Here is a 22,948-nt window from a genome sequence, read left to right as displayed (position 1 = left end):
TGGGCTCCACCGGCGATTCGCCCCGGGAGCAGTGGCGCTGATACTCTGGACGTTGCCGTCTGATCGGCCACGGATCCAGAGTGCCCCGGTGGACAAGCCCGGGCGCGCCGTGCAACGGAACCCTCAGAGGAGAACAGTGTCAAAGAAGACTGCTGCGCCCACGGTCGCAGGAATCGCCAAGGAAGACATCATCAAGCAGTACGCGCTCAGCGACGGCGACACCGGATCCCCTGAGGTCCAGATCGCTCTTCTGACGGGTCGCATCTCGCACCTGACCGCGCACCTGCAGGAGCACAAGCACGACCACCACAGCCGTCGTGGTCTGCTGCTCCTCGTCGGACAGCGTCGTCGTCTGCTCAACTACCTGCAGAACAACGACATCGAGCGCTACCGCTCGCTCATCGAGCGTCTCGGTCTGCGCCGCTAGACCCCTGAGGCGGTCACTCCCCGTGGAGTGACCGCCTTTCCACATAACTGCACATCGCACGACCCATGACGAGAGTGCCCAGGCACGACGTGCTCGGTCCTCGGTAGTGGCCCTCGGGATGTTCGGCAACGAACGCCCGCAGGCCTCGATCGAAGACCGACAAGGTTCCACCGTCTGGCACCTCTCGTCCCAACAGGCAGGCACACGCCTGCGGAAGGGACTTCCATGTCGGAATCCACACTTCACACCGCTGAGACCGTCATCGACAACGGCAGCTTCGGCACCCGCACCATCCGGTTCGAGACCGGCGTCCTCGCCCAGCAGGCTGCCGGCTCCGTCGCAGCCTTCCTCGACGACGACACGATGCTCCTGTCGGCCACCACGGCCGGCAAGCACCCCAAGGACCACTTCGACTTCTTCCCCTTGACGATCGACGTCGAGGAGCGGATGTACGCCGCCGGCCGCATCCCGGGCTCGTTCTTCCGCCGTGAGGGACGCCCCAGCGAGGACGCGATCCTCACGTGCCGCCTGATCGACCGCCCGCTGCGCCCCACGTTCAAGAAGGGCCTGCGCAACGAGGTCCAGGTCGTCATCACGGTCCTGGCGCTCAACCCCGACACCCCCTACGACGTCCTGGCGATCAACGCGGCTTCCGCGTCGACCCAGATCTCGGGCCTGCCGTTCACCGGCCCGGTCGGCGCGACCCGCGTCGCCCTGATCGACGGCCAGTGGGTCGGCTTCCCGACGCACAGCCAGCTCGAGAACGCCGTGTTCGACATGGTCGTCGCCGGCCGCATCGCTGGTGACGACGTCGCCATCATGATGGTCGAGGCCGAGTCGACCGAGTCGACCTGGGACCTCGTCCAGAGTGGCGTCCAGGCGCCGACCGAGGAGATCGTCGCCGGTGGCCTCGACGCCGCCAAGGTCTTCATCAAGCAGCTCTGCGAGGCGCAGATCGCGCTCGCCGAGACCGCCGCCAAGCCGGTCCGCGACTTCCCGATCTTCCTCGACTACGAGGACGACGTCTACGCCGCCGTCGAGGCCGCAGCCAAGGCCGACCTGGCCCAGGCCCTCACGATCGTCAGCAAGGCTGACCGCGAGGAGCGCGAGTCCGAGATCAAGGCCGACGTCATCGACAAGCTCGGTGAGCAGTTCGAGGGTCGTGAGAAGGAGATCGGCGCCGCTGTTCGCGCCGTGACCAAGGCCGTCGTCCGTGAGCGCGTCCTGCGTGACAAGGTCCGCATCGACGGCCGTGGCCTCGAGGACATCCGTGCCCTCAGTGCCGAGGTCGGCATCGTTCCTCGCGTCCACGGCTCGGCGCTGTTCCAGCGCGGCGAGACCCAGATCATGGGCATCACGACGCTCAACATGCTGGGCCTCGAGCAGAAGCTCGACACGCTCTCGCCCGAGACGTCGCGCCGCTACATGCACAACTACAACTTCCCGCCCTACTCGACCGGTGAGACCGGCCGGGTCGGTTCGCCGAAGCGCCGCGAGATCGGCCACGGTGCCCTCGCGGGCCGTGCGCTCCTCCCGGTCCTGCCGACGCGCGAGGAGTTCCCCTACGCGATCCGTCAGGTGTCCGAGGCGCTCAGCTCCAACGGCTCCACCTCGATGGGCTCGGTCTGCGCCTCGACGCTGGGCCTGCTCAACGCCGGTGTGCCGCTGCGCGCGCCGGTCGCCGGCATCGCAATGGGCCTCATCTCCGGTGAGATCGACGGCAAGCAGACGTTCGTCACGCTGACCGACATCCTGGGAGCCGAGGACGCCTTCGGCGACATGGACTTCAAGGTCGCCGGAACGCGCGAGTTCGTCACCGCCCTGCAGCTCGACACCAAGCTCGACGGCATCCCCGCCGACGTGCTGGCCGGCGCGCTGACCCAGGCATACGGTGCGCGTGTCGCGATCCTCGACGTCATGGCCGAGGCCATCGACGAGCCCGACGACATGAGCCCCTACGCCCCGCGGATCATCACGATCAAGATCCCCGTGGACAAGATCGGTGAGGTCATCGGCCCCAAGGGCAAGATCATCAACCAGATCCAGGACGAGACGGGCGCCAACATCTCGCTCGAGGACGACGGCACGGTCTACGTCGGTGCGGAGAGCGGCGAAGCTGCCGAGGCCGCCCGCGACGCGATCAACGCCATCGCCAACCCGACGATGCCCGAGGTCGGCGAGCGCTACCTCGGCACCGTCGTCAAGACGGTCGACTTCGGCGCGTTCGTGTCGCTGGCTCCGGGGCGCGACGGCCTGCTGCACATCAGCAAGCTGCGTGAGCTCAACGGCGGCCAGCGCGTCAACAACGTCGAGGACGTCGTCAAGGTCGGCCAGAAGATCCAGGTCGAGATCGCCGAGCTCGGCGACCGCGGCAAGCTCTCGCTGGTCCCCGTGCTCGAGGACAAGGGCGACGAGGCTGCCCCGGCCGAGGAGCCGGTCAGCTCCGACGCCTGATCCGTACGTCTGCAGGGCCCGGTTGCTTCGGCAGCCGGGCCCTTCGGCATCCCTGCCCTGGGCGGTGGATTCTCCACCGTTTGGGTATGAGCGGTGGAAGTTCCACCGTTTGAGTCGCCAGAAGGTGGAGAATCCACCGTTCGAGCGGCTGGGCGGCCCGCAGCCGTGAGAGCATCAGCCGGTGATGACACCCCCTGACGTCCTGGACGCGGCCGATCCTCTGGCACCCTTCCGCGACCGCTTCGTGATCGACGACGACCTCGTCGCCTACCTCGACGGCAACTCGCTGGGCCGCGTGCCGCAGGCGACGCTCGAGCGCTTGGCCGCGTTCGTACGAGATGAGTGGGGCAGCCGCTTGATCCGCGGCTGGGAGGACGCGTGGGTCGACCTGCCCGTCACGGTGGGCGATGAGCTCGGCGAAGCGCTCCTGGGCGCCGGTGCCGGACAGACCGTGATCGCCGACTCGACGTCGGTCAACCTCTACAAGCTGCTGCACGCCGCGATCGGCGTGCGTCCAGGCCGCGACGAGATCGTGATCGACGCGACGAACTTCCCGACCGATCGCTACCTCGTCGAGTCCGTCGCGGCCTCCTGCGGTCTGACGGTCCGCTGGCTGCGACCCGACCTGGTCGACAACGTCACGGTCGAAGCACTCGCCGACGTGCTCGGGGAGCGTACGGCTGTGGTCGTGCTGAGCCACGTCGACTACCGCTCAGGCACGCTCGTGGACCTTGATGCGGTCACCCAGCTCGTGCACGAGCACGGAGCGGTGGTCGTGTGGGATCTCTGCCACTCCGCCGGTGTGCTGCCGATCGCGCTGGACGCGGCCGAGGTCGACTTCGCCGTGGGCTGCACCTACAAGTACCTCAACAGCGGCCCGGGCGCGCCGGCGTTCCTGTACGTCGCCGAGCGGCACCTGACGGCGGTGACCCAGCCGATCGCGGGCTGGTGGAGCGCGTCGGACCTGTTCGCGATGTCCGACACGTACGAGGTGGCGCCGACGATCCGGCGGATGCTCAGCGGCACGCCGTCGGTGGCGGGCATCGTCGCGGTGCAGGAGGGCGTACGCCTGATCGCCGAGGCAGGCACCGAAGCAATCCGGGCCAAGTCAGAGGCCCTGACGGCGTACACGATCGAGCTGCTGGACGAGGCCGGGCTCGAGATCGTGACGCCCCGCGAACCGGCGCTGCGGGGGAGCCACGTGACGGTGCGCCACGCGGACGCGCGGAACATCACGGACCAGATGATCGCGCGCGGTGTCGTGCCGGACTTCCGCGAGCCCGACCTGATCCGGCTGGGGCTCTCACCCCTCACGACGTCGTTCGCCGAGGTCGAGGCGGGAGTACGCATCCTCGTCGACTGCGTCGGCGACGCCCGCCGATAGGCTGGCGCCATGACACGGGTCGCGGTGCTGGGTGCCAAGGGGCGCATGGGTTCGGAGTCCGTCCGGGCGCTCAACGAGGCTGACGGCGTCGAGGTCGTCGCCGAGGTCGACGTCGACGACTCCCTCGACCTGCTCGCCGAGTCCGGCGCCGAGGTCGCCCTGGACTTCACCCAGCCGGAGGCAGCGCTCGGCAACGTGACCTGGTGCGCCGAGCACGGCATCCACGTGGTCGTGGGCACCTCGGGCTTCGACGATGCCAAGATCGCCCGCGTACGCGCCTTGCTGGGCGATGCGCCGTCGACCGGCGTGCTGATCGTGCCCAACTTCTCGATCGGTGCGGTGCTGATGATGCGCTTCGCCGCCACGGCGGCACCGTTCTTCGAGTCTATCGAGGTCATCGAGCTCCACCACCCCAACAAGATCGACGCGCCGTCCGGCACCGCGACACGTACCGCGGAGATGATCGCCGCGGCCCGGGCCGATGCCGGCTCCGCGCCGCTGCCGGACGCCACGACGACCGACCCCGACGGTGCCCGCGGCGCAAGGGTCGCGGGCATCCCCGTGCACTCGGTGCGTGCGCGCGGGTTCACGGCGTCACAGGAGGTGCTGTTCGGCGGGGCTGGTGAGACGTTCTCGATCCGCCACGACTCGATCGACCGGGCCTCGTTCATGCCCGGCGTCGTCGCCGCCGTACGCGCCGTGCCCGGACGTCTCGGCGTCACGGTTGGTCTCGACGCGGTGCTCGGCCTCTAGAGGCGTACGAGCGCGGCGACCAGAGCCGCAGCGACCACGACCGGCAGGAACGGCACACGCAACGACAGCAGCACCGCGGCGACGACGAGGCCCAGCAGGCGGGCGTCGATCGTGAGCGATCCGTCATCGGCGAACACCTGCACCGCGATCAGCGCACCCAGCAGGGCCACGGGGATCAGGTCGGCGGCGCGCACCGTGGTGGGATGGTTGAGCACCCGCTCAGGCACCGACAGCCCGGCGTACTTGAGCGCGAAGCAGCCCACGATCATCACGACGATGCCGGTCCACAAGGCCGTCATGATGACACCTTCGGGCGCCACAGCATGCCGAGCACGACCGCAGCACCGCCACCGAGGATGATCGGCAGCCCGGCGGCCGTGACGGGGACCAGACCGAGCGCGACGGCCGCGCCGAACAGCGCCACGAGGCGGGCGTGCCACGAGGTCAGGCGGGGCCACAGCAGACCGAGGAACGCCGCACCGACGGCAGCGTCCAGCCCGTACGTCTGGGGGTCGCCGATCTTCTCGCCGGCCACGGCACCGACGTACGTCATGAGGTTCCACAGGACGAAGATCGAGATGCCGGTCCAGTAGAAGCCGAGCCGGGTCTGCCGCCTGGTCTCGCGGGTCACGGCCATCGCGGTCGACTCGTCGATCACGAAGTGGGCCGACCCCAGTCGCTGAGGGGCGTTGAGGTCGAGCTTCTGGGCGAGGCTCAGCCCGTAGAAGAGGTTGCGACTGCCGAGCAGCACCGCGGTCAATGCACCGGTCACCGGGTTGCCGCCCGACGCGATGATGCCGATGAAGGCGAACTGCGAGGCGCCGGTGAACACGAGGAGCGACAGCACGCAGGTCTGCAGCACGTCGAGGCCGGAGGTGGTGGAGATCGCGCCGAACGACACGCCGTACGCACCGGTGGCCAGGCCGACGCCCAACGAGTCGACGATGACGGAGCGGTCGGTTGCCGTCATCCGATCGTGGTGTGCAGCCGGATCTGCTTGAGGGTCTCCCCGGTCTCGGCCGCGAGCTCGCGGTGGGCGCCGTCGGGCTCCCAGCCCGACTCGGTGACGAACCCGCGCAGCACGTCGTCCGTCGAGCCGACCCACCACACGGCGCGGGTGAAGGTGTCAGCGGCGAGAGTGTCGACGGCAGCCTGCAGGAGGCGGGATCCGTGGCCCGCACGCTGGTGGCCGGGGTCGATGACGAACTCCCCGATCTCGCCGTCGGCGACCTGGTCGGCGTCGGGGTCGTAGCACGGGTGCACGAGCGCGAACCCGCGTACGTCGGCCCGCTCCAGCGCCACCAGCACCCGCATGCGGGCATCCTTGGGGGAGGAGATCACCGTGGCCCATCGCTCGGCGAGCTCGTCGGCGGCCTCGAGATCGTCGGCCGGGACGAGGTCGGTGTAGCTCTCGCGCCATCGGGCCAGCTGCACACGGACGATCGAGGTGGCGTCGTCGGGCCAGGCCAGACGAGCGCTGACGTCAGCGCTGGTCACGCGTCCAGGAAGCTCTCGACGAGGTGCGACTCGGCGCCTTGGGAGTCGAGCATCGCGGCGGTCATCGACGTGTTGCGCAGGGTCGGCCAGGTCTCCCAGCCGATCACCAACAGGCCCGGGAATCCGGCGATGACCAGGGGCCAGCCGCCGTAGTCGCCGGCGAACGTCACGGCGCACGACGGGATGATCATCGCGAAGAAGCAGTAGAAGAACTTGCGCACGGTCTGCGCCGCGAACACCCCGATGGCCTGGTTGCGCAGCTCGTGGACCGGCTCGTCGGGAGACAGCGGTGAGGCCCGCAGCCACACGCGCTCGGCGAAGAACGCGCCGATGGCGATCGGGACGACGAGCGCGACCGCGAGCCAGGCCGGCGGGTAGTCGGCGTCGGACCCGCCGAACAGGAAGAACAGCACCACCAGGAAGGCGCCGACCATGCCGATCTGCACCAGGGCGAAGTTGCGGACCTCTTTGGGGGTTGCGTCGAATTCAGCGCTCGGCATGGTCAGAGTTTCGCACACGATCCGTCGGCCGCGATTGATAGTCTGCGGTCATGCGGGCCTACCTCGATCTCGTCCAGCGGATCCTCGACGAAGGGGTCGCCAAGGGCGACCGGACGGGCACCGGCACGCGCAGCGTCTTCGGTCACCAGATGAGGTTCGACCTCAGCGAGGGCTTCCCGCTCGTGACGACCAAGAAGGTGCACCTCAAGTCGGTCGTCGCCGAGCTGCTGTGGTTCATCGCGGGCGACACCAACACGGGCTATCTGCGCGACAACGGCGTCACGATCTGGGACGAGTGGGCCGACGACAACGGAGACCTGGGGCCGGTCTACGGCTACCAGTGGCGCTCCTGGCCTGCGCCGGGCGGCCAGCACATCGACCAGCTCGCCGCCGTCATCGAGCAGATCAGGACCAACCCCGACTCGCGTCGTCACGTCGTGAGTGCGTGGAACGTCGCCGAGCTCGACGCCATGGCCCTGATGCCGTGCCACGCGTTCTTCCAGTTCTACGTCGCCGACGGCAAGCTCTCGTGCCAGATGTATCAACGCTCCGCCGACGTCTTCCTCGGCGTGCCGTTCAACATCGCCTCGTACGCCCTGCTGACGCACATGGTCGCGCAGGTCACCGGGCTCCAGGTGGGCGACTTCGTGCACACGCTGGGCGACGCGCACCTCTACGTCAACCACCTCGACCAGGCCCGCGAGCAGCTGACCCGTGAGCCGCGCGGGCTGCCCGAGCTGTGGCTCGACCCCCAGGTCACGTCGATCGACGGCTTCACGCTCGACTCGATCAAGGTCACCGGCTACGACCCGCACCCGGCGATCAAGGCTCCGATCGCAGTATGACGGTCACGATCGTCGTGGCGATCGGGTCCAACGGGGTCATCGGCAACGACGGCGAGATGCCGTGGCCGCGCACGGGTGACCAGCAGCAGTTCAAGGCGCTGACGATGGGGCACCCGATCGTCATGGGCCGCACGACGTACGAGTCGATCGGCCGGCCGCTGCCGGGCCGTACGTCGATCGTGCTGACCCGCAACGCCGACTGGCACGCCGACGGCGTCGAGGTCGCGCACACCCTGACCGAAGCGCTGGCCCTGGCTCTCGGGCGCGACGACGAGGCGTTCCTGATCGGTGGCGCCCAGGTCTACGCCGAGGCCCTCGCCGAGGGACTCGTCGACCGGATGGTCGTGACGCACGTGCACCTGGCACCCGAGGGCGACGCGTGGTTCCCCGCCCTCGACTGGTCCGCATGGACCGAGACGAGCCGCGAAGCGTACGACGGCTACGACATCGCGACCTACGACCGCACCTGAGCGCCGCGAAGTGGCGGGTGATCCACCACCCACACGAGCTCCGGTGGTGGTCGGGCCGCCACTTCGCGGCGCCTCAGAGCAGCATGGCGAGCTGGCGGCTCTGGGCGACGAGGTTGCCGGCCTCGTCCCACAGCTCGCAGTCCTCGTCGTGGAACCCGTTGACGACGTGACGGGTCGTCAGGCGGGTCGCGATCCAGCCCGGCACAGGCTTGCGGTGCAGGTGGACCGTCAGCTGCACCGTCATCGACTGGGCCGCGCCGATCTCGAGGACGGGCGGAGCGAACGAGTCGCACAGGAACGCCAGAGCCGGCAGGTCGATCTCACGGCCACCGGCGAGCCGCTGCCACAGCTCGGAGGTGGGATCGCCGCTGGGTGTGCCGAGGGCCCAGCCCGGTGCAGCACCCAGTCGGTAGTCGACCCGGTCGAAGATCGTCGACGCCGGCATCGCGCCGGGGAAGTCCTTGGGGTCGAGGCAGTCGTCGGGAGCCGGCAGGTCCGGGGGAGTGCCGAGCTCGAGCGATCGGCCACTGCGGGCCCCGAAGCTGGCCTGGAGCTGGGCGATGTGCCGCTCGCCCTCCCACAGCGCTGCCTCGCCGGTCTGCACCCGGCGACCGCGACGCAACGTGGTCGTGCGCAGCTCGGCCGCGCCGGTCTCGGGCGATGCAAGGTAGGTGACGGCCGCGACCATCGCGTCCTCGACACCCATCTCCTCGCCCAGCCCGCGCAGCATCGCCGCGAGGATGTAGCCGCCGTTGGGCTTGCCCAGCGGCGTGTTCCAACGGTCGGTCAAGGTCAGGTCGCGGATGCCGTCGCCCCGCGGCACGGACGAGGTGTCGATGTCGTAGATGTCCTCGGTCACGCCTCCATCCTGCCGGTCGGCGCCGATACCGGCTCAAGCGGTAGCCTCGTGGGTATGACGTCGCCGCTCGCCACCGAGGCTGCGCCCTTCGGGCGCGTGCTGACCGCCATGGTCACGCCGTTCACCCGCGAGGGTGAGCTCGATCCGGCCGACGCGCAGAAGGTCGCGAGCTATCTGGTCGACCAGGGCAGCGACGGACTCGTCGTCAGCGGTACGACCGGCGAGTCGCCGACCACCACGGTCGCCGAGGACGGACGGCTCCTGGCCGCTGTGCTCGAAGCCGTCGGCGACCGCGCCACCGTCGTAGCTGGAGTGGGCACCAACGACACGCGCCACTCCGTCGAGCTGGCCGAGCAGGCCAAGAAGGCCGGCGCACACGGATTGCTGCTCGTGACGCCCTACTACAGCAAGCCGCCGCAGGCCGGCATCCTCTCGCACATCGAGGAGGTCGCCCGCGCGGGCGACGACACGCCCGTCATGCTCTATGACATCCCGGGCCGCACCGCGGTCACGATCGCCGACGAGACGTACGCGCGGCTTGCGGACCACCCGCTCGTGATCGCGGTCAAGGACGCCGTCGGCGACCTCAACCGCGGTGCCTGGCTGATGCGCGAGACCGGCATCAAGGTCTACTCCGGCGACGACCCCGTCAACCTCCCATGGCTCGCCATGGGCGCCAGCGGCATCGTGAGCGTCGTCTCGCACGCCGCCGCCGGTGCGTACGCCCGGATGGTCGCGGCGGTCGACGCCGGCGACCTGACCACCGCACGATCCATCAACAACCAGCTGCTTCCCGCCGTCAAGGCGATGATGACCCACACGCAAGGTGCGATCACCTCCAAGGCTGCGCTGCAGCTCCTGGGGGTGCTCGAGCACCGCACGATGCGTTCACCACTCCTCGAGGCCACCGACGAGGAAGTCGCGATCGTTCGCGACGGACTCACGGCCTCGGGCCTTCTCTGAGAGCCCTCATTCATGAGCCACATGCACCTCGAGCTCGATCCGCCGCCCGCACTTCCCGAAGGCGCACTACGCGTCATCCCGCTCGGCGGGCTCGGTGAGATCGGCCGCAACATGACGGTCTTCGAGTACGGCGGCAAGCTGCTCGTCGTCGACTGCGGCGTCCTCTTCCCCGAGGAGCACCAGCCCGGCGTCGACCTGATCCTCCCCGACTTCGGGCCGATCCGTGACCGCCTGCAGGACATCGTCGGCATCGTGCTGACGCACGGTCACGAGGACCACATCGGTGGCGTGCCCTATCTGCTGCGCGAGCGCGACAACATCCCCGTCATCGGCTCGCAGCTGACCTTGGCATTCCTCGAGCCCAAGCTCAAGGAGCACCGGCTCAAGGACGCGCCCAAGTACGTCGTGTCCGAGGGTGACGTGCAGGCGTTCGGACCGTTCGAGCTCGAGTTCGTCGCGGTCAACCACTCGATCCCCGACGCCCTCGCCGTCGCGATCAAGACGCCCGCCGGGGTCGCGCTGCACACCGGCGACTTCAAGATGGACCAGCTGCCGCTCGACGGCCGCATCACCGACCTCCGGGCGTTCGCGCGGCTGGGTGAGCAGGGCGTCGACCTGTTCCTCACCGACTCGACCAACGCCGAGGTGCCGGGGTTCACGACGTCGGAGCGCAACATCACCCCGGCGATCGACGCGGTCTTCGCCAGCAGCACCCGGCGCATCATCGTCGCGTCGTTCGCGTCCCACATCCACCGCGTCCAGCAGGTCATCGACGCCGCCGCCAAGCACAACCGCAAGGTCGCCTACGTCGGCCGGTCGATGGTGCGCAACATGCAGATCGCCCGTGAGCTGGGCTACCTCCACGTGCCTGACGGGGTGGTCGTCGACAAGATCGACGCCGCGCCGCCGCACGAGATGGTGCTGATGTCGACCGGTTCGCAGGGCGAGCCCATGGCGGCGCTGTCGCGCATGGCCAACAACAGCCATCAGCAGGTCAGCCTGGAGCCGGGCGACACCGTGCTCCTGGCCTCGTCGCTGATCCCCGGCAACGAGAACGCGATCTACCGCGTCATCGACGGGCTCACCAAGCTCGGCGCCAACGTCGTCCACAAGGGCAACGCCTTGGTGCACGTGTCGGGCCACGCCTCCGCGGGCGAGCTGCTCTACTGCTACAACATCGTCAAGCCCACCAACGTGCTTCCGGTGCACGGCGAGATCCGCCACCTGCACGCCAACGCCAAGCTCGCGACCGCCACGGGTGTGCCCAACGTGCTGCTGGCTGAGGACGGATTCGTCATCGACCTCGTCGACGGGCATGCCTCGATCACCGGTGCCGTCCAGTGCGGCTACGTCTATGTCGACGGCTCCTCGGTCGGTGACCTGACGGACTCAGAGCTCAAGGACCGGCGCGTGCTGGGCGAGGAGGGCTTCATCTCGGTCGTCGTGGTCGTCGACTCGACCAACGGCAAGATCGTCTCCGGCCCCGAGATCCACGCCCGCGGCATCGCCGAGGACGACTCGGCGTTCGACGAGATCCTGCCCAAGATCGTCTCGGCACTCGAGGAGTCGATGGCCGAGGGCAACCACGACTCGCGCCAGCTCCAGCAGGTCGTACGCCGGGTCCTGGGCTCGTACGTCGGCCGCAAGCTGCGCCGCCGCCCGATGATCCTCCCGGTCGTCATCGAGGCCTGACTTCTCACACCACAGGTATGAGGACTGTGCGGACAGTGTTACGTCGTTCTCATCACGAGGTCGCTTGGTCTGAAACACGCGCTGCCTAGTTTCAGGGTTACCAGATCCGGCGAGGTGCCGGATCCATGACCTCGGAGCGTTCCATGACCAGTGTCGTCAGCAGTCCTCCTGAACAACAGCCGACCCCACAGGCTTCTGCTCGCCGCACAGGCAGGTGGATCGACGACTGGGAGCCCGAGAACCCCGCGTTCTGGGAGTCCACCGGTCGCGCGGTCGCCAAGCGCAACCTCATCTGGTCGATCTTCGGTGAGCACCTCGGCTTCTCGGTGTGGCTCCTGTGGAGCGTCAGCGCCGCCATGCTGACGAAGGCAGGCTTCGCCTTCACCCCGCAGCAGCTGTTCTGGCTCGTCGCCGTCCCCAACCTCGTCGGCTCGCTGCTCCGCCTGCCCTACACCTTCGCGGTGCCGAAGTTCGGTGGCCGCAACTGGGCAGTGTTCAGTGCCTTGATGCTGGTGATCCCGACGTTGCTGTTCGCGTTCTTCGTGCAACGGCCCGACACCCCCTTCTGGGTGTTCATCGTGATCGCCGCGACTGCGGGCGTCGGCGGCGGAAACTTCGCCTCGTCGATGGCCAGCATCAACTTCTTCTACCCCACCAGGCTCAAGGGCACGGCGCTCGGCCTCAACGCCGCAGGCGGCAACCTCGGCGTCTCGGTCATCCAGTTCTTCCTGCCGATCATCGTTGGCGGCGCCGGTGCCTTCGGCCTGGTCAAGGCCAGCCAGAGCGGGATCGTGCTCCAGCGGGCCGGCTACCTCTACGCTGCGCTCGCGGTCGTCGCGGCCATCACGGCGTACGCGTTCATGAACAACCTCAGTGCCGCCTACTCCAAGCCGCGCGAGCAGCTCGCGGTCGTGAAGTACAAGCACACGTGGGTCATGTCGTTCCTCTACGTCGGCACGTTCGGCTCGTTCATCGGCTTCTCGGCTGCGATGCCGCTTCTCATCAAGATCAACTTCTTCCGCTCGCCGGTCCCGACCGCGTCCATCGGCATCAACTTCGCCTACTACGCCTTCCTCGGCGCACTGGTCGGTTCGCTCACCCGTCCGCTCGGTGGCTGGCTGGCTGACAAGTACGGCGGCGCCAAGGTCACGTTCGTGACGTTCATCGTGATGATCGTCGGCACCCTGACGGTGTTCTACACGCTGACCCAGCTCAGGACCGTCCCGGTCGCTCCGCCGGAGAAGCTCGCCGCCTGGGCCAAGGACCCGACGTCGTTCCCCGGCTTCACCCCGGAGGTCGTCTCAGCGGTCAACCACAACTCCGACATCTTCCCGTTCTTCCTCATCGCGTTCCTGTTCGTCTTCGCCGCGACCGGCATCGGCAACGGCTCGACCTACCGGATGATCCCGCTGATCATGAAGAGCTACGCGCTCGAGACCGGCACGGACGGCTCCCCGGAGCGTGCGGCTGCCGAGAAGAAGTCGACCAAGGAGGCCTCGGCCGTCATCGGCATCGCGGGTGCCGTCGGCGCCCTCGGCGGGTTCCTGATCCCGATCACGTTCAGCTCGCCCTGGGTCGACGACCCGGTCGCGGCGGTCAAGAACGCGTTCATCGTGTTCGCGGTGTTCTACGTGATCTGCCTCGCCGTGACGTGGGTCTTCTACCTGCGGCCCAAGTCCCACATGGCGAAGGTCGGGGTGTAGCAACACCGTGACGGACACGCACTGCCCGTACTGCGCCCTGCAGTGCGCCCAGAAGCTCGGCGGCGATCCCATCGCCGCCGAGCCGCGGGCGTTTCCCACCAACGTCGGCGGCATGTGCCAGAAGGGCTGGACCAGCGCCGAGCTCCTCAGGGCACAGGACCGCATCACGACACCCCTGAGGCGCACGCCCGAGGGCTTCGAGCCGGTCGGCTGGGACGAGGCACTCGACGACATCGCTGCCCGGGTGCGGGCCATCCAGGCGACTGATGGTCCGGACGCTGTCGCAGTGTTCGGCGGCGGCGGACTGACGAACGAGAAGGCGTACCAGCTCGGCAAGTTCGCCCGACTGGCGCTGCGTACTCGGCTGATCGACTACAACGGCAGGTTCTGCATGTCCTCGGCCGCCGCGGCCGCCAACCGTACGCTCGGCGTCGACCGTGGGCTGCCGTTCCCGTTGACCGACCTCAACGACGCACAGGTCGTCATGCTGTTCGGCAGCAACCTCGCCGACACGATGCCTCCGGCGGTCCAGCACCTCGGTGGCGTGCGCGAGCGTGGGGGCCTGATCGTCGTCGACCCGCGCGTCAGTGCGACCGCCAAGCTCACCGAGGACGGCGCCGGAGAGCACGTGCAGCTCGTGCCCGGCACCGATCTCGTGTTCCTGCTCGGACTGCTGCACATCGTGTACGCCGAGTCGCTCGTCGATGCCGACTACCTCGCCGCCCGCGTCGACGGCGTTGACGCCGTACGCCGCAGTGTCGCCGAGTGGTGGCCCGAGCGGGTCGCCGCCACGACCGGCGTCGCGGAGACCCAGCTGCGCCGCATCGCCCGTACGCTCGCCGATGCGAGCCCGCACCGCGGAGGGGCCGGCGCGTTCCTGCTGACCGGCCGCGGCTCCGAGCAGCACGTCGACGGGACTGACACCGTCACCGCGGTCATCAACCTCGCCCTCTCGCTCGGTCTCGTCGGTGCCGAACGCGGTGGCTACGGCGCCATCACGGGCCAGGGCAACGGGCAGGGCGGTCGTGAGCACGGCCAGAAGTCCGACCAGCTGCCCGGCTACCGCATGATCGCCGACCCGGCCGCCCGCGAGCACGTCGCCGGGGTGTGGGGCGTCGACCCCGAGGTCATCCCCGGCCCCGGGGTGCCCGCGATCGAGCTGCTCATGAGCCTCGGCATGCCAGACGGCCCGCGAGCGCTGTTCGTGCACGGCAGCAACGTGCTGGTCAGCGCCCCCGACGCCGACGCGATCCGTCGCCGCATCGAGTCGCTCGACCTCGTCGTGGTGTGCGACTTCATCCCGTCCGAGACCGCGATGCTGGCGGACTACGTCCTCCCCGTGACCCAGTGGGCCGAGGAGGAGGGCACCATGACGGGCCTCGAGGGCCGCGTGCTGCGCCGCCGCAAGGCTGTCGAGGCGCCCCCAGGCGTACGTTCTGAGCTCGAGATCTTCTCTGCACTCGCTGCTCGGCTCGACGCGCCCGGAGTGTGGGCGACGGAGCCCCGTGAGGTCTACGACGAGCTGCGACGCGCGAGTGCTGGCGGCCGTGCCGACTACGCCGGCATCTCGTACGACCGGCTCGACGCAGGCGAGGCGCTCTACTGGCCGTGCCCGTCGGAGGACCACCCCGGCACGCCGCGGCTGTTCGCCGAGTCGTTCCCGACCCCCAGCGGCCGCGCGACGATGATCGCCGTACGCCCGGTGGGTCCCGCCGACGCGCTGAGGTCAGAGGCGCCCGTGTGGCTCGTGACCGGCCGGGTGCTGCAGCACTACCAGTCCGGCGCCCAGACCCGGCGCGTCACCAAGCTCAACGAGTCGATGCCCCGGGCCTACGTCGAGATCCATCCGATGCTGGCCGACCGCATCGGCGTCGAGGGCATCGACGACATCCGGATCACGTCCAAGCGCGGGTCGATGGTCGCCCAGGCGCGCATCAGCCCCGACATCCGCCCGGACACGGTGTTCGTGCCGTTCCACTTCGCGGACGAGGGCATGGTCAACGCCGTCACCAACGCGGCGACGGACCCGGTGTCGGGCATGCCGGAGTTCAAGGTGTGTGCAGTCCAGATCAGGAGGGCAGAGTCATGAAGGTCGTGGTCATCGGTGCCGGCATGGTGGGCAACCGCTTCGTCGACGAGCTGGGACGCATCGCTCCCGACGTCGACGTCGACCTGCTGGGCGAGGAGTCGTACGAGCCCTACAACCGTGTCCTGCTGACCGAGCTGGTCGCCGGCCGCGTCGACCTCGCTGGTCTCGCGCTGCCGACCCCCGACGAAGGACGGGTCCGCGTACGTCCGGGAGTCGCCGCGCTCGAGATCGACCGCGAGCGTCGCTGCGTCGTGACGGCACAGGGCGACTTCGAGTACGACCACCTCGTGCTCGCGACGGGCGCGCGGGGCAGGGTCATCCCGATTCCCGGCCTCCGCGACGGCCTGCCGCGTGGCGCGCACGTGCTGCGCAGCCTCGACGACGCCCGCGACATCTCCGCTGCTGCGCTCAACGTCGACACCGCTGTCGTCATCGGCGGCGGCCCCCTGGGCATCGAGCTCGCCTGCGGCCTGCAGCACCGTGGCGTCGACGTGACGGTCATGTCGATCATGCCGACGATGCTCGACCGAGACCTCGACGCCTCGGTCGCGCAGGTCGCCGAGGACGCCGCCAAGGACCTCGGCATCGACTTCGTCGGCAACGCGCAGATCGCCTCTGTGGGAGTGACCGATGGCCGGGTCACGGCCGTACGTCTCGCCGACGGCACGTCCTACCCGGCCGGTCTGGTCGTCCTCGCGGCCGGCACGGCGCCGGAGACCAGCCTCGCCGGCGCGGCCGGTCTGGAGACCAACGTCGGCATCGTCGTGGGCGATGACCTGCGTACGACGCAGGACCCCCACATCTCGGCGATCGGCGACTGCGCCGAGACGCCCAGCGGCGTCAGCGGGCTCGTCGCCCCGGGCTGGGCGCAGGCGCGTGCTCTGGCTCGCAGCCTCGCCCACGACACCGAGCTCGAGCTGCCGCCGATCTCGGGCTCGGCGATGCGGCTCAAGGCCGTCGGCATGAGCGTCGTGACGATGGGCGTCCGCGCGTCGAATGCGGCGGAGCGCGACCGGGTCGTGACGCTGTCCGATCCGCGCGAACGCCGCTACGTCGAGCTCGTCGCCCGCGGTGACACCCTCGTGGGCGTCACGTGCGTCGGTGCCCCTGACCTGGCGGCGCACCTGTCGACCCAGTTCGACCGGCCCGGCATGCTGCCGGTCGACCCGATGCACCTGCTGATGGGCAGCGGTTCGATGGGTGTCGTCGAGAGCGCGTCGCCGACCACGATGCCCGCCGCCACGACGGTGTGCCGCTGCAACGGCGTGACCAAGGGCGATCTCGTGCATGCCTGGGACGGCGGGGCCACGACCGTCGACGCGCTGGCGAGCGCGACGCTCGCGACGACCGGCTGCGGAGGCTGCAAGAAGCTCGTCTGCGGCATCGTCGACTGGCTCCAGGAGAGCGACCCGCCGGAGATCTCACAGGCCACTGACGCCACACGTGAGACAACCGTTCCGTCGCGGTAACACGAAGACCCCAGACGTGAAATCTGCGATTCCTACCGTGAAAGGCATGATGAACCAGAAGAAGAAGCTTGCCGTCGTCGGGGCCGGAATGGTCGCCCACCGCCTCGTCGAGGCGATGGTCGAACGGGGTGCCGACGAGGCCTGGGACATCGAGGTCTTCGGCGACGAGACCCGCCCGCCCTACGATCGCGTGGCGCTGACCTCCTTCTTCTCCGACCGCGACCCGGAGGACCTGCTCCTCGGCGACGGTGAGCTCTGGAAGCGCCCCGGCGTACGCCTCTATCGCGGGTCGATCGTGAGCGGCATCGACCGCGAGGCGAAGCAGATCCATGCCCGCAACACGACGTTCGACTACGACCGGCTCGTGCTGGCCACCGGTTCGTACGCCACCGTGCCGCCGGTCGAGGGCTCCGACCTGCCCGGCTGCTTCGTCTACCGCACCGTCGACGACGTTGCCGAGCTCCGCGCCTGGGTGCTCGACCGCGAGGCGGTGCTCGGCCGCAAGGTCAAGGGCGCGGTCGTCGGCGGAGGCCTGCTCGGCCTCGAGGCGGCCGGAGCGCTCACGGCCCTCGGCGCCGACACGACGGTCGTCGAGTTCGCCGACTGGCTGATGCCGCTGCAGGTCGACCAGGCCGGCGGCGGCGCGTTGCGCAGGATCATCGAGCAGCTCGGGGTCTCGGTGCGTACGTCCACCGCCACCTCCAAGCTGCGGGCGGGGCGTGACGGCAAGGTCACGCGCATGCAGTTCGCCGACGGCGACAAGATCCCCGCCGACGTCGTGGTCTTCGCGACCGGCGTACGCCCGCGCGACGAGCTTGCCCGCGAAGCCGGGCTCGAGCTCGGCGAGCGCGGGGGAGTCCTCGCCGACGAGGCATGCCTGACCAGCGACGACTCGATCTTCGCGATCGGCGAGGTCGCCCACATCGCCGGCCGTGTGTGGGGCCTCGTCGGTCCGGGCTACTCGATGGCCGAGGTCGTCGCGGATCGCCTGCTGGGCGGCGACGCCACGTTCGAGGGCGCCGACCTGTCGACCAAGCTCAAGCTGCTGGGCGTCGACGTCGCCAGCTTCGGCGACGCGTTCGCCGCGACCAACGGCTCGCTCGAGGTCGTCTATGCCGACCCGACCGCCGGCGTCTACAAGAAGCTCGTCATGAGCGACGACGCCCAGACGCTGCTGGGCGGCATGCTGGTCGGCGACGCCAGCGCGTACACCAACCTGCGGCCCATGGTCGGCCGTGCCCTGGGCAGCGATCCGACCGCCTGGCTGCTCCCCGAGGGCATGGAGCCACCGAGCGGCAGCTCGCTGCCCGACGACGCCAACGTCTGCTCGTGCAACAACGTCACCGCGGGCACGATCCGCGGCGCCGTCACGGACCACCAGTGCACCGACATCGCAGCCGTCAAGCAGTGCACCAAGGCCGGCACGAGCTGTGGCTCGTGCGTCTCCCTGGTCAAGAAGCTCATGGAGACCCAGATGGCCGAGGAGGGCCTCGAGGTCAGCACGGCGCTGTGCGAGCACTTCTCGGTGACCCGGGCGCAGCTGTTCGACATCGTGCGGGTCAGCGAGATCTCGACGTTCAGCGAGCTCATCGAGAAGCACGGCACGGGTCGCGGCTGCGACATCTGCCGGCCCGTCGTCGCCTCGATCCTGGGCTCGCTCGGCAAGGGCCACGTGCTCGAGGGCGAGAACGCGACCCTGCAGGACACCAACGACCACGTCATGGCCAACCTGCAGAAGGACGGGACCTACTCGGTCGTCCCGCGCATCCCCGGTGGTGAGGTCACGCCGGCCGGCTTGATCGCGATCGGCCAGGTCGCCTCGGACTTCGGGCTCTACACCAAGATCACCGGGGGTCAGCGCATCGACCTGTTCGGCGCGCGCATCGAGCAGCTCCCCGAGATCTGGAAGCGACTCGTCGATGCCGGGTTCGAGTCCGGGCACGCATACGGCAAGTCGTTGCGCACCGTGAAGTCGTGCGTCGGCCAGTCCTGGTGCCGCTACGGCGTGCAGGACTCGACGACCCTCGCGATCGACCTCGAGCTGCGCTATCGCGGCCTGCGGTCGCCGCACAAGCTCAAGCTCGCGGTGTCGGGCTGCGCCCGAGAATGCGCCGAGGCCCGGGGCAAGGACGTTGGCATCATCGCGACCGACAAGGGCTGGAACCTGTACGTCGGCGGCAACGGCGGGTTCACCCCGAGGCATGCGCAGCTGTTCGCGGAGGACCTCAGCACCGAGGAGCTGGTGCGGGCGATCGACCGGTTCCTCATGTACTACATCCGCACCGCCGACCGCCTGCAGCGCACCGCGCCGTGGCTCGAGTCGATCGAGGGCGGCATCGACGCCGTACGCGCTGTGGTGTTCGACGACAGCCTCGGCATCGCCGCGGATCTCGATGCCGCGATGGCTGCGCACGTCGACACGTACGAGGACGAGTGGGCGGCGACTCTCGCCGACGAGAAGAAACTTCTTCGGTTCGCATCATTCGTTAACGCGCCTGAAACACCCGACCCGGATCTTGTATATGTCGAGGAACGGGGTCAGCGTCGACCCGCCGACGACGAGGAGCGCGCCGTGCTGATCGCGGGCGCCTCGATTCCCGTACGCGACGCAGAGGTGACGGTATGACTGAGTGGCAGCGTGTCTGTGAGCTGGAGGCGCTGGTGCCCGACCGCGGCGCCGCGGCGCTCGTCGGCGGCCACCAGGTCGCGCTGTTCCGCCTGAGCGACAGCGGTGAGGTCCACGCGGTCGACCACCTCGACCCGTTCAGCCAGGCCAACGTCATGGCCCGCGGGCTGGTCGGCAGCCGCAAGGGCGTGCCGACGGTCGCGTCACCGATGCACAAGCAGTCGTTCGACCTCCGCACGGGCCAGTGCCTCGACGACCCCGAGGTCTCGCTCCAGGTCTGGCCCACACGCGTCGCCGACGGCTGGGTCGAGGTCCAGGTCGTCGCTCGGAGCAGGGCGGCGTGACCGCACTCGGGCCGGTGCTCGCCGGTACCCAGATCCTGGTGACCGCCCAACGGCGGGCTGCCGACCTCTCGCTGGCCCTCGGTCGCCGCGGTGCCGACGTCACGATCGCGGCCTCCCTCGGCGTCGAGTCGCACATCGACGAGGACACGTTGCTCGCCCAGACCCGGCAGATGATCGCGACCGGCACCGACATCGTGGTCGTGACGACCGGTATCGGTTTCCGTGGCTGGCTCGACACCGCCGAGGCAGCCGGCATGGGGCATGAGCTGATCGAGGCGCTGGAATCCGTACGCCTCATCGCCCGCGGTCCCAAGGCCCGCGGTGCCCTGCAGGCCGCTGGTCTGGTGCCCGACTGGGTCGCCGAGTCCGAGACGTCGGCCGAGATCGCCGAGTTCCTGGCCACCGAAGGCGTCAAGGGACTGTCGATCGCCGTGCAGCACCACGGTGCCGGCGACGACGGACTCGAGCAGCGGCTGCGCGCAGCAGGCGGCCGGCCGTTCGGCCTCGTCGTCTACCGCTGGGGCGCACCACCGGATCCCTCCGCGGTCGAACGGTCCGTCCGCGATGCCGCCGCCGGGTCGTACGACTCGGTCGTCTTCACGTCGGCGCCCGGAGCCGCCGCGTGGCTGGCTGCCGTCAACGAAGCCGGTGTCGACGACGACTTGAGACGCCTCGAGAAGGACCGTCGCCTCGTCCTCGCCGCCGTCGGCCCCGTGACCGCCGATCCGCTGCGCGCTGCCGGGTTCGACCCGTTGCTGCCGGACCGCGCCAGGCTGGGTGCGCTCGTGCGGTCGCTCGTGATGTATCTGGGCGACGCCTCCGAGAACGTGGCGACCCCCGCAGGCCAGCTCCGCGTCCGTGCGACGGCAGCGACCCTCAACCACGAGGTCCTGCCGGTCTCGCCCAGCGGCCTGGCGATCCTGCGGGCGTTGGCGAGCGAACCGGGATCCGTGCGCTCGCGTGAAGAGCTGCTCTCGGTGCTGCCGGGCGACTCCGGTGACCCGCACTCGGCCGAGGTCGCTGTCGCACGCCTCCGCGAGGCCATCGGCCAGCCCATCGTCCAGACGGTCGTCAAGCGCGGCTATCGCCTTGCGATCGCGGAGTCGGCGTCGTGACGATCACGCTCATCGCGACGAGCCACGGCACCGACGTCCCCGCCGCCCGCACCTCGATCACCGCCCTGGTCGAGGCGGTTCGTGACCTGTCGCCACATCTCGACGTGCGCGAGGCGTTCGTCGACGTGCAGGAACCGCCGGTGGCCCGCGTCGTGGACCACGTCGACGGGCTCGCCGTGGTCGTGCCGCTGCTCCTGGCGCCCGGCTTCCACGTGCACGTCGACATCGAGCAGGCCGTCGACCGGCCGTACGCCGTCGCGTCCAGCACGCTCGGCCCTGATCCGCGGCTGACCGGTGTCATGCTCGGGAGACTCGCCGAGGCGGGCGTGACGCGGAACGACATCGTCGTGCTGGGTGCCGCCGGATCGACTGACGCACGAGCCCGGCAGAGCGTCGAGGTGGCCGCCCGCATGCTCGGCGCCGCCTGGGGCTCTCCGGTGCCTGTCGGCTACGTCGGAGGCACGGGGACACCGATCGCCGAGATCGTGCGCGACGTGTCGGGCGCCGGTCGCCGCGTCGTCGTGGCGAGCTATCTCATGGCGCCGGGCTTCTTCCACGACAAGCTGCTCTCGTGCGGCGCCGAGGTCGTGACCCGTCCGCTGCTCGACGGGCTCGACGTCGACCCCGACATGGTGTCGTTGGTCCTCGACAGGTTCGCCGAGGGCGCAGGCGTGCTCGACTGGGCGTCTGCGACGTCCTCCAGCCGCGTGTGAGAACAGATGTAACCAAACCTCGCCCCCGCGTTAACCGTTGCGAAACAGGTGCGCCAGAGAGTGGAGGTGCTGGTGGGGGAACCCTCGTCGACGATCGAGAGGTGTGAAGGCATGAAGCGCTTTGACACCTCGAGCCCGTCCGGAGGCAGCCTCCAGGCCGCAGATTCGGGAGCCTCCGCCGTTCACGCAACGGCGGAGGCGCACCGACTTCGGCCGCCAACCGCGGACATCTCGGGTTCCTCGGTCGGCCGACGCAGGTGGCACCCGTGAACCGCACACTGATCCTGTGCGCCCACGGTGCCGAGAGCTCGCGCGGACGCGGGGCCCTTGCCGGCCTGGTGAACGCCGTGCGGCGGGAGGCGCAGGACCTCGACGTCGTCGACGCGTTCGTCGACGTGCAGCAGCCGACGATCGCGGAGATCGTCGCGGAGACCGCAGGTCCCCGCGCGATCGTGCCGCTCATGCTGTCGTACGACACACCGGTCAGCGTCGACGTCGTCGGGGCCTCGCACCTCGACCCGGCGGTGACGGTGACACCGCCGCTCGGACCCGACTGGGTCCTCGCGGAGATCGGCGTCCGCCGACTGTTTGAGGCGGGGGCCCGCTCGCACGACACGATCGTGCTCGCCGCCGACTCCGCGACCGATGACCGGGCGATCGCCGACATCGGCAAGGCCGCCCGGCTGCTCAGCGCCGTCTGGGGCGGCCGCGTGCATGTCGGGACTCTCGGGGGGCCCGACACGCCGCTCGCCGACGCCGTCGACGTCGCGCGGGCGTACGGCCAGCGTGTCGTCGTGTCGACCTATGTGCTGACCCCGGGCGACGTGCACGACCACATCGCCGCCGCAGGCGCTGACGTGGTCACCGAGCCCCTGCTCGACGGTGGTCCGCCGGACGCGCGACTCGTGAGCCTCGTGCTGGCACGAGCCCGTTCGCGAGGGGCCTGGACGCCGATCGGCGGCGATCCCGGCCCCCGCCTGGCCCACCAGTAGCTCAAGCGGTGGATTCTCCACAGAATGACCTGATCGGTGGCCATTCCACCCAA

At 69.4% G+C, this 22,948-nt stretch carries 21 protein-coding genes; 16 read left to right on the top strand and 5 right to left on the bottom strand.

The window, feature by feature from the left end:
• Positions 1-172 precede the first annotated feature (172 nt).
• The 4 genes from rpsO to dapB all read left to right on the top strand — a co-directional run bounded on the left by rpsO (position 173) and on the right by dapB (position 5,018).
• Positions 173-427, top strand: a complete 255-nt coding sequence (gene rpsO / locus ASC61_RS18860) for a 30S ribosomal protein S15 (protein WP_056215938.1) — start codon at positions 173-175, stop codon at positions 425-427.
• Between the two features lie 225 nt (positions 428-652).
• Complete coding sequence (locus ASC61_RS18855; protein ID WP_056214865.1) at positions 653-2,881, top strand: polyribonucleotide nucleotidyltransferase; 2,229 nt, start codon at positions 653-655, stop codon at positions 2,879-2,881.
• Between the two features lie 184 nt (positions 2,882-3,065).
• A complete protein-coding gene (kynU, locus tag ASC61_RS18850) occupies positions 3,066-4,265 on the top strand; it encodes a kynureninase (RefSeq protein WP_056214862.1) in 1,200 nt (399 codons plus the stop codon).
• Between the two features lie 9 nt (positions 4,266-4,274).
• A complete protein-coding gene (dapB, locus tag ASC61_RS18845) occupies positions 4,275-5,018 on the top strand; it encodes a 4-hydroxy-tetrahydrodipicolinate reductase (RefSeq protein ID WP_056214859.1) in 744 nt (247 codons plus the stop codon).
• On the opposite strand, the gene ASC61_RS18840 is transcribed toward dapB, so the two are convergent.
• The 4 genes from ASC61_RS18840 to ASC61_RS18825 are packed head-to-tail and all read right to left on the bottom strand — an operon-like array spanning position 5,015 to position 7,015.
• The gene (locus ASC61_RS18840; protein ID WP_056214855.1) at positions 5,015-5,317 is read right to left on the bottom strand and encodes an AzlD domain-containing protein; all 303 of its coding nucleotides are present in this window, start codon (positions 5,315-5,317) and stop codon (positions 5,015-5,017) included. The two genes, dapB and ASC61_RS18840, sit on opposite strands and share 4 nt — an antisense overlap.
• Positions 5,314-5,988, bottom strand: coding sequence for an AzlC family ABC transporter permease (locus ASC61_RS18835; RefSeq protein ID WP_056214853.1), 675 nt, complete (start codon positions 5,986-5,988; stop codon positions 5,314-5,316). Before ASC61_RS18835 ends, ASC61_RS18840 begins: the two co-directional genes overlap by 4 nt.
• Positions 5,985-6,515 carry a GNAT family N-acetyltransferase gene (locus ASC61_RS18830; protein ID WP_056214849.1) on the bottom strand — a complete coding sequence of 177 codons (531 nt, stop codon included), beginning with the start codon at positions 6,513-6,515 and terminating at the stop codon, positions 5,985-5,987. Before ASC61_RS18830 ends, ASC61_RS18835 begins: the two co-directional genes overlap by 4 nt.
• Positions 6,512-7,015, bottom strand: a complete 504-nt coding sequence (locus ASC61_RS18825; protein ID WP_056214847.1) for a hypothetical protein — start codon at positions 7,013-7,015, stop codon at positions 6,512-6,514. Before ASC61_RS18825 ends, ASC61_RS18830 begins: the two co-directional genes overlap by 4 nt.
• Positions 7,016-7,065: 50 nt before the next feature.
• Here ASC61_RS18825 and ASC61_RS18820 point away from each other — a divergent pair, with 50 nt between their 5' ends.
• Both ASC61_RS18820 and ASC61_RS18815 read left to right on the top strand, forming a co-directional pair.
• Positions 7,066-7,860: a thymidylate synthase gene (locus ASC61_RS18820; protein ID WP_056214844.1), complete on the top strand. Its 795-nt coding sequence runs from the start codon at positions 7,066-7,068 to the stop codon at positions 7,858-7,860.
• On the top strand, positions 7,857-8,330 hold the full coding sequence (locus ASC61_RS18815; protein WP_056214841.1) for a dihydrofolate reductase: 474 nt from the start codon (positions 7,857-7,859) through the stop codon (positions 8,328-8,330). The genes ASC61_RS18820 and ASC61_RS18815 overlap by 4 nt, the downstream gene beginning before the upstream one ends.
• A gap of 73 nt (positions 8,331-8,403) precedes the next feature.
• On the opposite strand, the gene ASC61_RS18810 is transcribed toward ASC61_RS18815, so the two are convergent.
• Complete coding sequence (locus ASC61_RS18810) at positions 8,404-9,189, bottom strand: thioesterase family protein (RefSeq protein ID WP_056214838.1); 786 nt, start codon at positions 9,187-9,189, stop codon at positions 8,404-8,406.
• Positions 9,190-9,243: 54 nt separating this feature from the next.
• Between ASC61_RS18810 and dapA the strand changes: the two genes are divergently transcribed.
• From dapA to ASC61_RS18760, 10 genes are all read left to right on the top strand, one after another.
• Entirely contained in the window at positions 9,244-10,152 is a 909-nt protein-coding gene (gene dapA / locus ASC61_RS18805; protein ID WP_056214835.1) for a 4-hydroxy-tetrahydrodipicolinate synthase, read from the top strand.
• 12 nt (positions 10,153-10,164) lie between these two features.
• Positions 10,165-11,844 (top strand): ribonuclease J, encoded by a 1,680-nt coding sequence (locus ASC61_RS18800; RefSeq protein WP_056214832.1) that lies wholly within the window; start codon positions 10,165-10,167, stop codon positions 11,842-11,844.
• Between the two features lie 143 nt (positions 11,845-11,987).
• Positions 11,988-13,547 (top strand): MFS transporter, encoded by a 1,560-nt coding sequence (locus tag ASC61_RS18795; protein ID WP_082530771.1) that lies wholly within the window; start codon positions 11,988-11,990, stop codon positions 13,545-13,547.
• Positions 13,548-13,554: 7 nt separating this feature from the next.
• Positions 13,555-15,636, top strand: a complete 2,082-nt coding sequence (locus ASC61_RS18790; protein WP_056214829.1) for a molybdopterin oxidoreductase family protein — start codon at positions 13,555-13,557, stop codon at positions 15,634-15,636.
• The gene (locus ASC61_RS18785) at positions 15,633-17,105 is read left to right on the top strand and encodes an FAD-dependent oxidoreductase (RefSeq protein WP_056214827.1); all 1,473 of its coding nucleotides are present in this window, start codon (positions 15,633-15,635) and stop codon (positions 17,103-17,105) included. Before ASC61_RS18790 ends, ASC61_RS18785 begins: the two co-directional genes overlap by 4 nt.
• A 46-nt stretch (positions 17,106-17,151) precedes the next feature.
• A complete protein-coding gene (gene nirB, locus ASC61_RS18780) occupies positions 17,152-19,731 on the top strand; it encodes a nitrite reductase large subunit NirB (RefSeq protein ID WP_056214824.1) in 2,580 nt (859 codons plus the stop codon).
• The gene (gene nirD, locus ASC61_RS18775) at positions 19,728-20,075 is read left to right on the top strand and encodes a nitrite reductase small subunit NirD (protein ID WP_056214821.1); all 348 of its coding nucleotides are present in this window, start codon (positions 19,728-19,730) and stop codon (positions 20,073-20,075) included. The genes nirB and nirD overlap by 4 nt, the downstream gene beginning before the upstream one ends.
• A complete protein-coding gene (locus tag ASC61_RS18770; RefSeq protein ID WP_157439561.1) occupies positions 20,072-21,190 on the top strand; it encodes a uroporphyrinogen-III synthase in 1,119 nt (372 codons plus the stop codon). The genes nirD and ASC61_RS18770 overlap by 4 nt, the downstream gene beginning before the upstream one ends.
• Positions 21,187-21,903: a sirohydrochlorin chelatase gene (locus tag ASC61_RS18765; RefSeq protein WP_056214818.1), complete on the top strand. Its 717-nt coding sequence runs from the start codon at positions 21,187-21,189 to the stop codon at positions 21,901-21,903. Before ASC61_RS18770 ends, ASC61_RS18765 begins: the two co-directional genes overlap by 4 nt.
• 266 nt (positions 21,904-22,169) lie before the next feature.
• Positions 22,170-22,895: a sirohydrochlorin chelatase gene (locus ASC61_RS18760; RefSeq protein WP_056214810.1), complete on the top strand. Its 726-nt coding sequence runs from the start codon at positions 22,170-22,172 to the stop codon at positions 22,893-22,895.
• Positions 22,896-22,948 lie beyond the last annotated feature (53 nt).

Origin of the sequence: Aeromicrobium sp. Root344 (assembly GCF_001425755.1) — a bacterium.
GTDB lineage: Bacteria > Actinomycetota > Actinomycetes > Propionibacteriales > Nocardioidaceae > Aeromicrobium.
The sequence above is the reverse complement of the archived record's forward strand: the minus strand, read 5'-3'. Positions and strand labels throughout refer to the sequence as shown.

Excerpts from the sequence above, each read along its gene's own strand:
- ASC61_RS18855 (WP_056214865.1), top strand. The coding sequence starts at position 653 with ATGTCGGAATCCACACTTCACACCGCTGAGACCGTCATCGACAACGGC.
- kynU (WP_056214862.1), top strand. The coding sequence starts at position 3,066 with ATGACACCCCCTGACGTCCTGGACGCGGCCGATCCTCTGGCACCCTTC.
- dapB (WP_056214859.1), top strand. The coding sequence starts at position 4,275 with ATGACACGGGTCGCGGTGCTGGGTGCCAAGGGGCGCATGGGTTCGGAG.
- ASC61_RS18840 (WP_056214855.1), bottom strand. The coding sequence starts at position 5,317 with ATGACGGCCTTGTGGACCGGCATCGTCGTGATGATCGTGGGCTGCTTC.
- ASC61_RS18835 (WP_056214853.1), bottom strand. The coding sequence starts at position 5,988 with ATGACGGCAACCGACCGCTCCGTCATCGTCGACTCGTTGGGCGTCGGC.
- ASC61_RS18825 (WP_056214847.1), bottom strand. The coding sequence starts at position 7,015 with ATGCCGAGCGCTGAATTCGACGCAACCCCCAAAGAGGTCCGCAACTTC.
- ASC61_RS18820 (WP_056214844.1), top strand. The coding sequence starts at position 7,066 with ATGCGGGCCTACCTCGATCTCGTCCAGCGGATCCTCGACGAAGGGGTC.
- ASC61_RS18815 (WP_056214841.1), top strand. The coding sequence starts at position 7,857 with ATGACGGTCACGATCGTCGTGGCGATCGGGTCCAACGGGGTCATCGGC.
- dapA (WP_056214835.1), top strand. The coding sequence starts at position 9,244 with ATGACGTCGCCGCTCGCCACCGAGGCTGCGCCCTTCGGGCGCGTGCTG.
- ASC61_RS18800 (WP_056214832.1), top strand. The coding sequence starts at position 10,165 with ATGAGCCACATGCACCTCGAGCTCGATCCGCCGCCCGCACTTCCCGAA.
- ASC61_RS18795 (WP_082530771.1), top strand. The coding sequence starts at position 11,988 with ATGACCAGTGTCGTCAGCAGTCCTCCTGAACAACAGCCGACCCCACAG.
- ASC61_RS18785 (WP_056214827.1), top strand. The coding sequence starts at position 15,633 with ATGAAGGTCGTGGTCATCGGTGCCGGCATGGTGGGCAACCGCTTCGTC.
- nirB (WP_056214824.1), top strand. The coding sequence starts at position 17,152 with ATGATGAACCAGAAGAAGAAGCTTGCCGTCGTCGGGGCCGGAATGGTC.
- nirD (WP_056214821.1), top strand. The coding sequence starts at position 19,728 with ATGACTGAGTGGCAGCGTGTCTGTGAGCTGGAGGCGCTGGTGCCCGAC.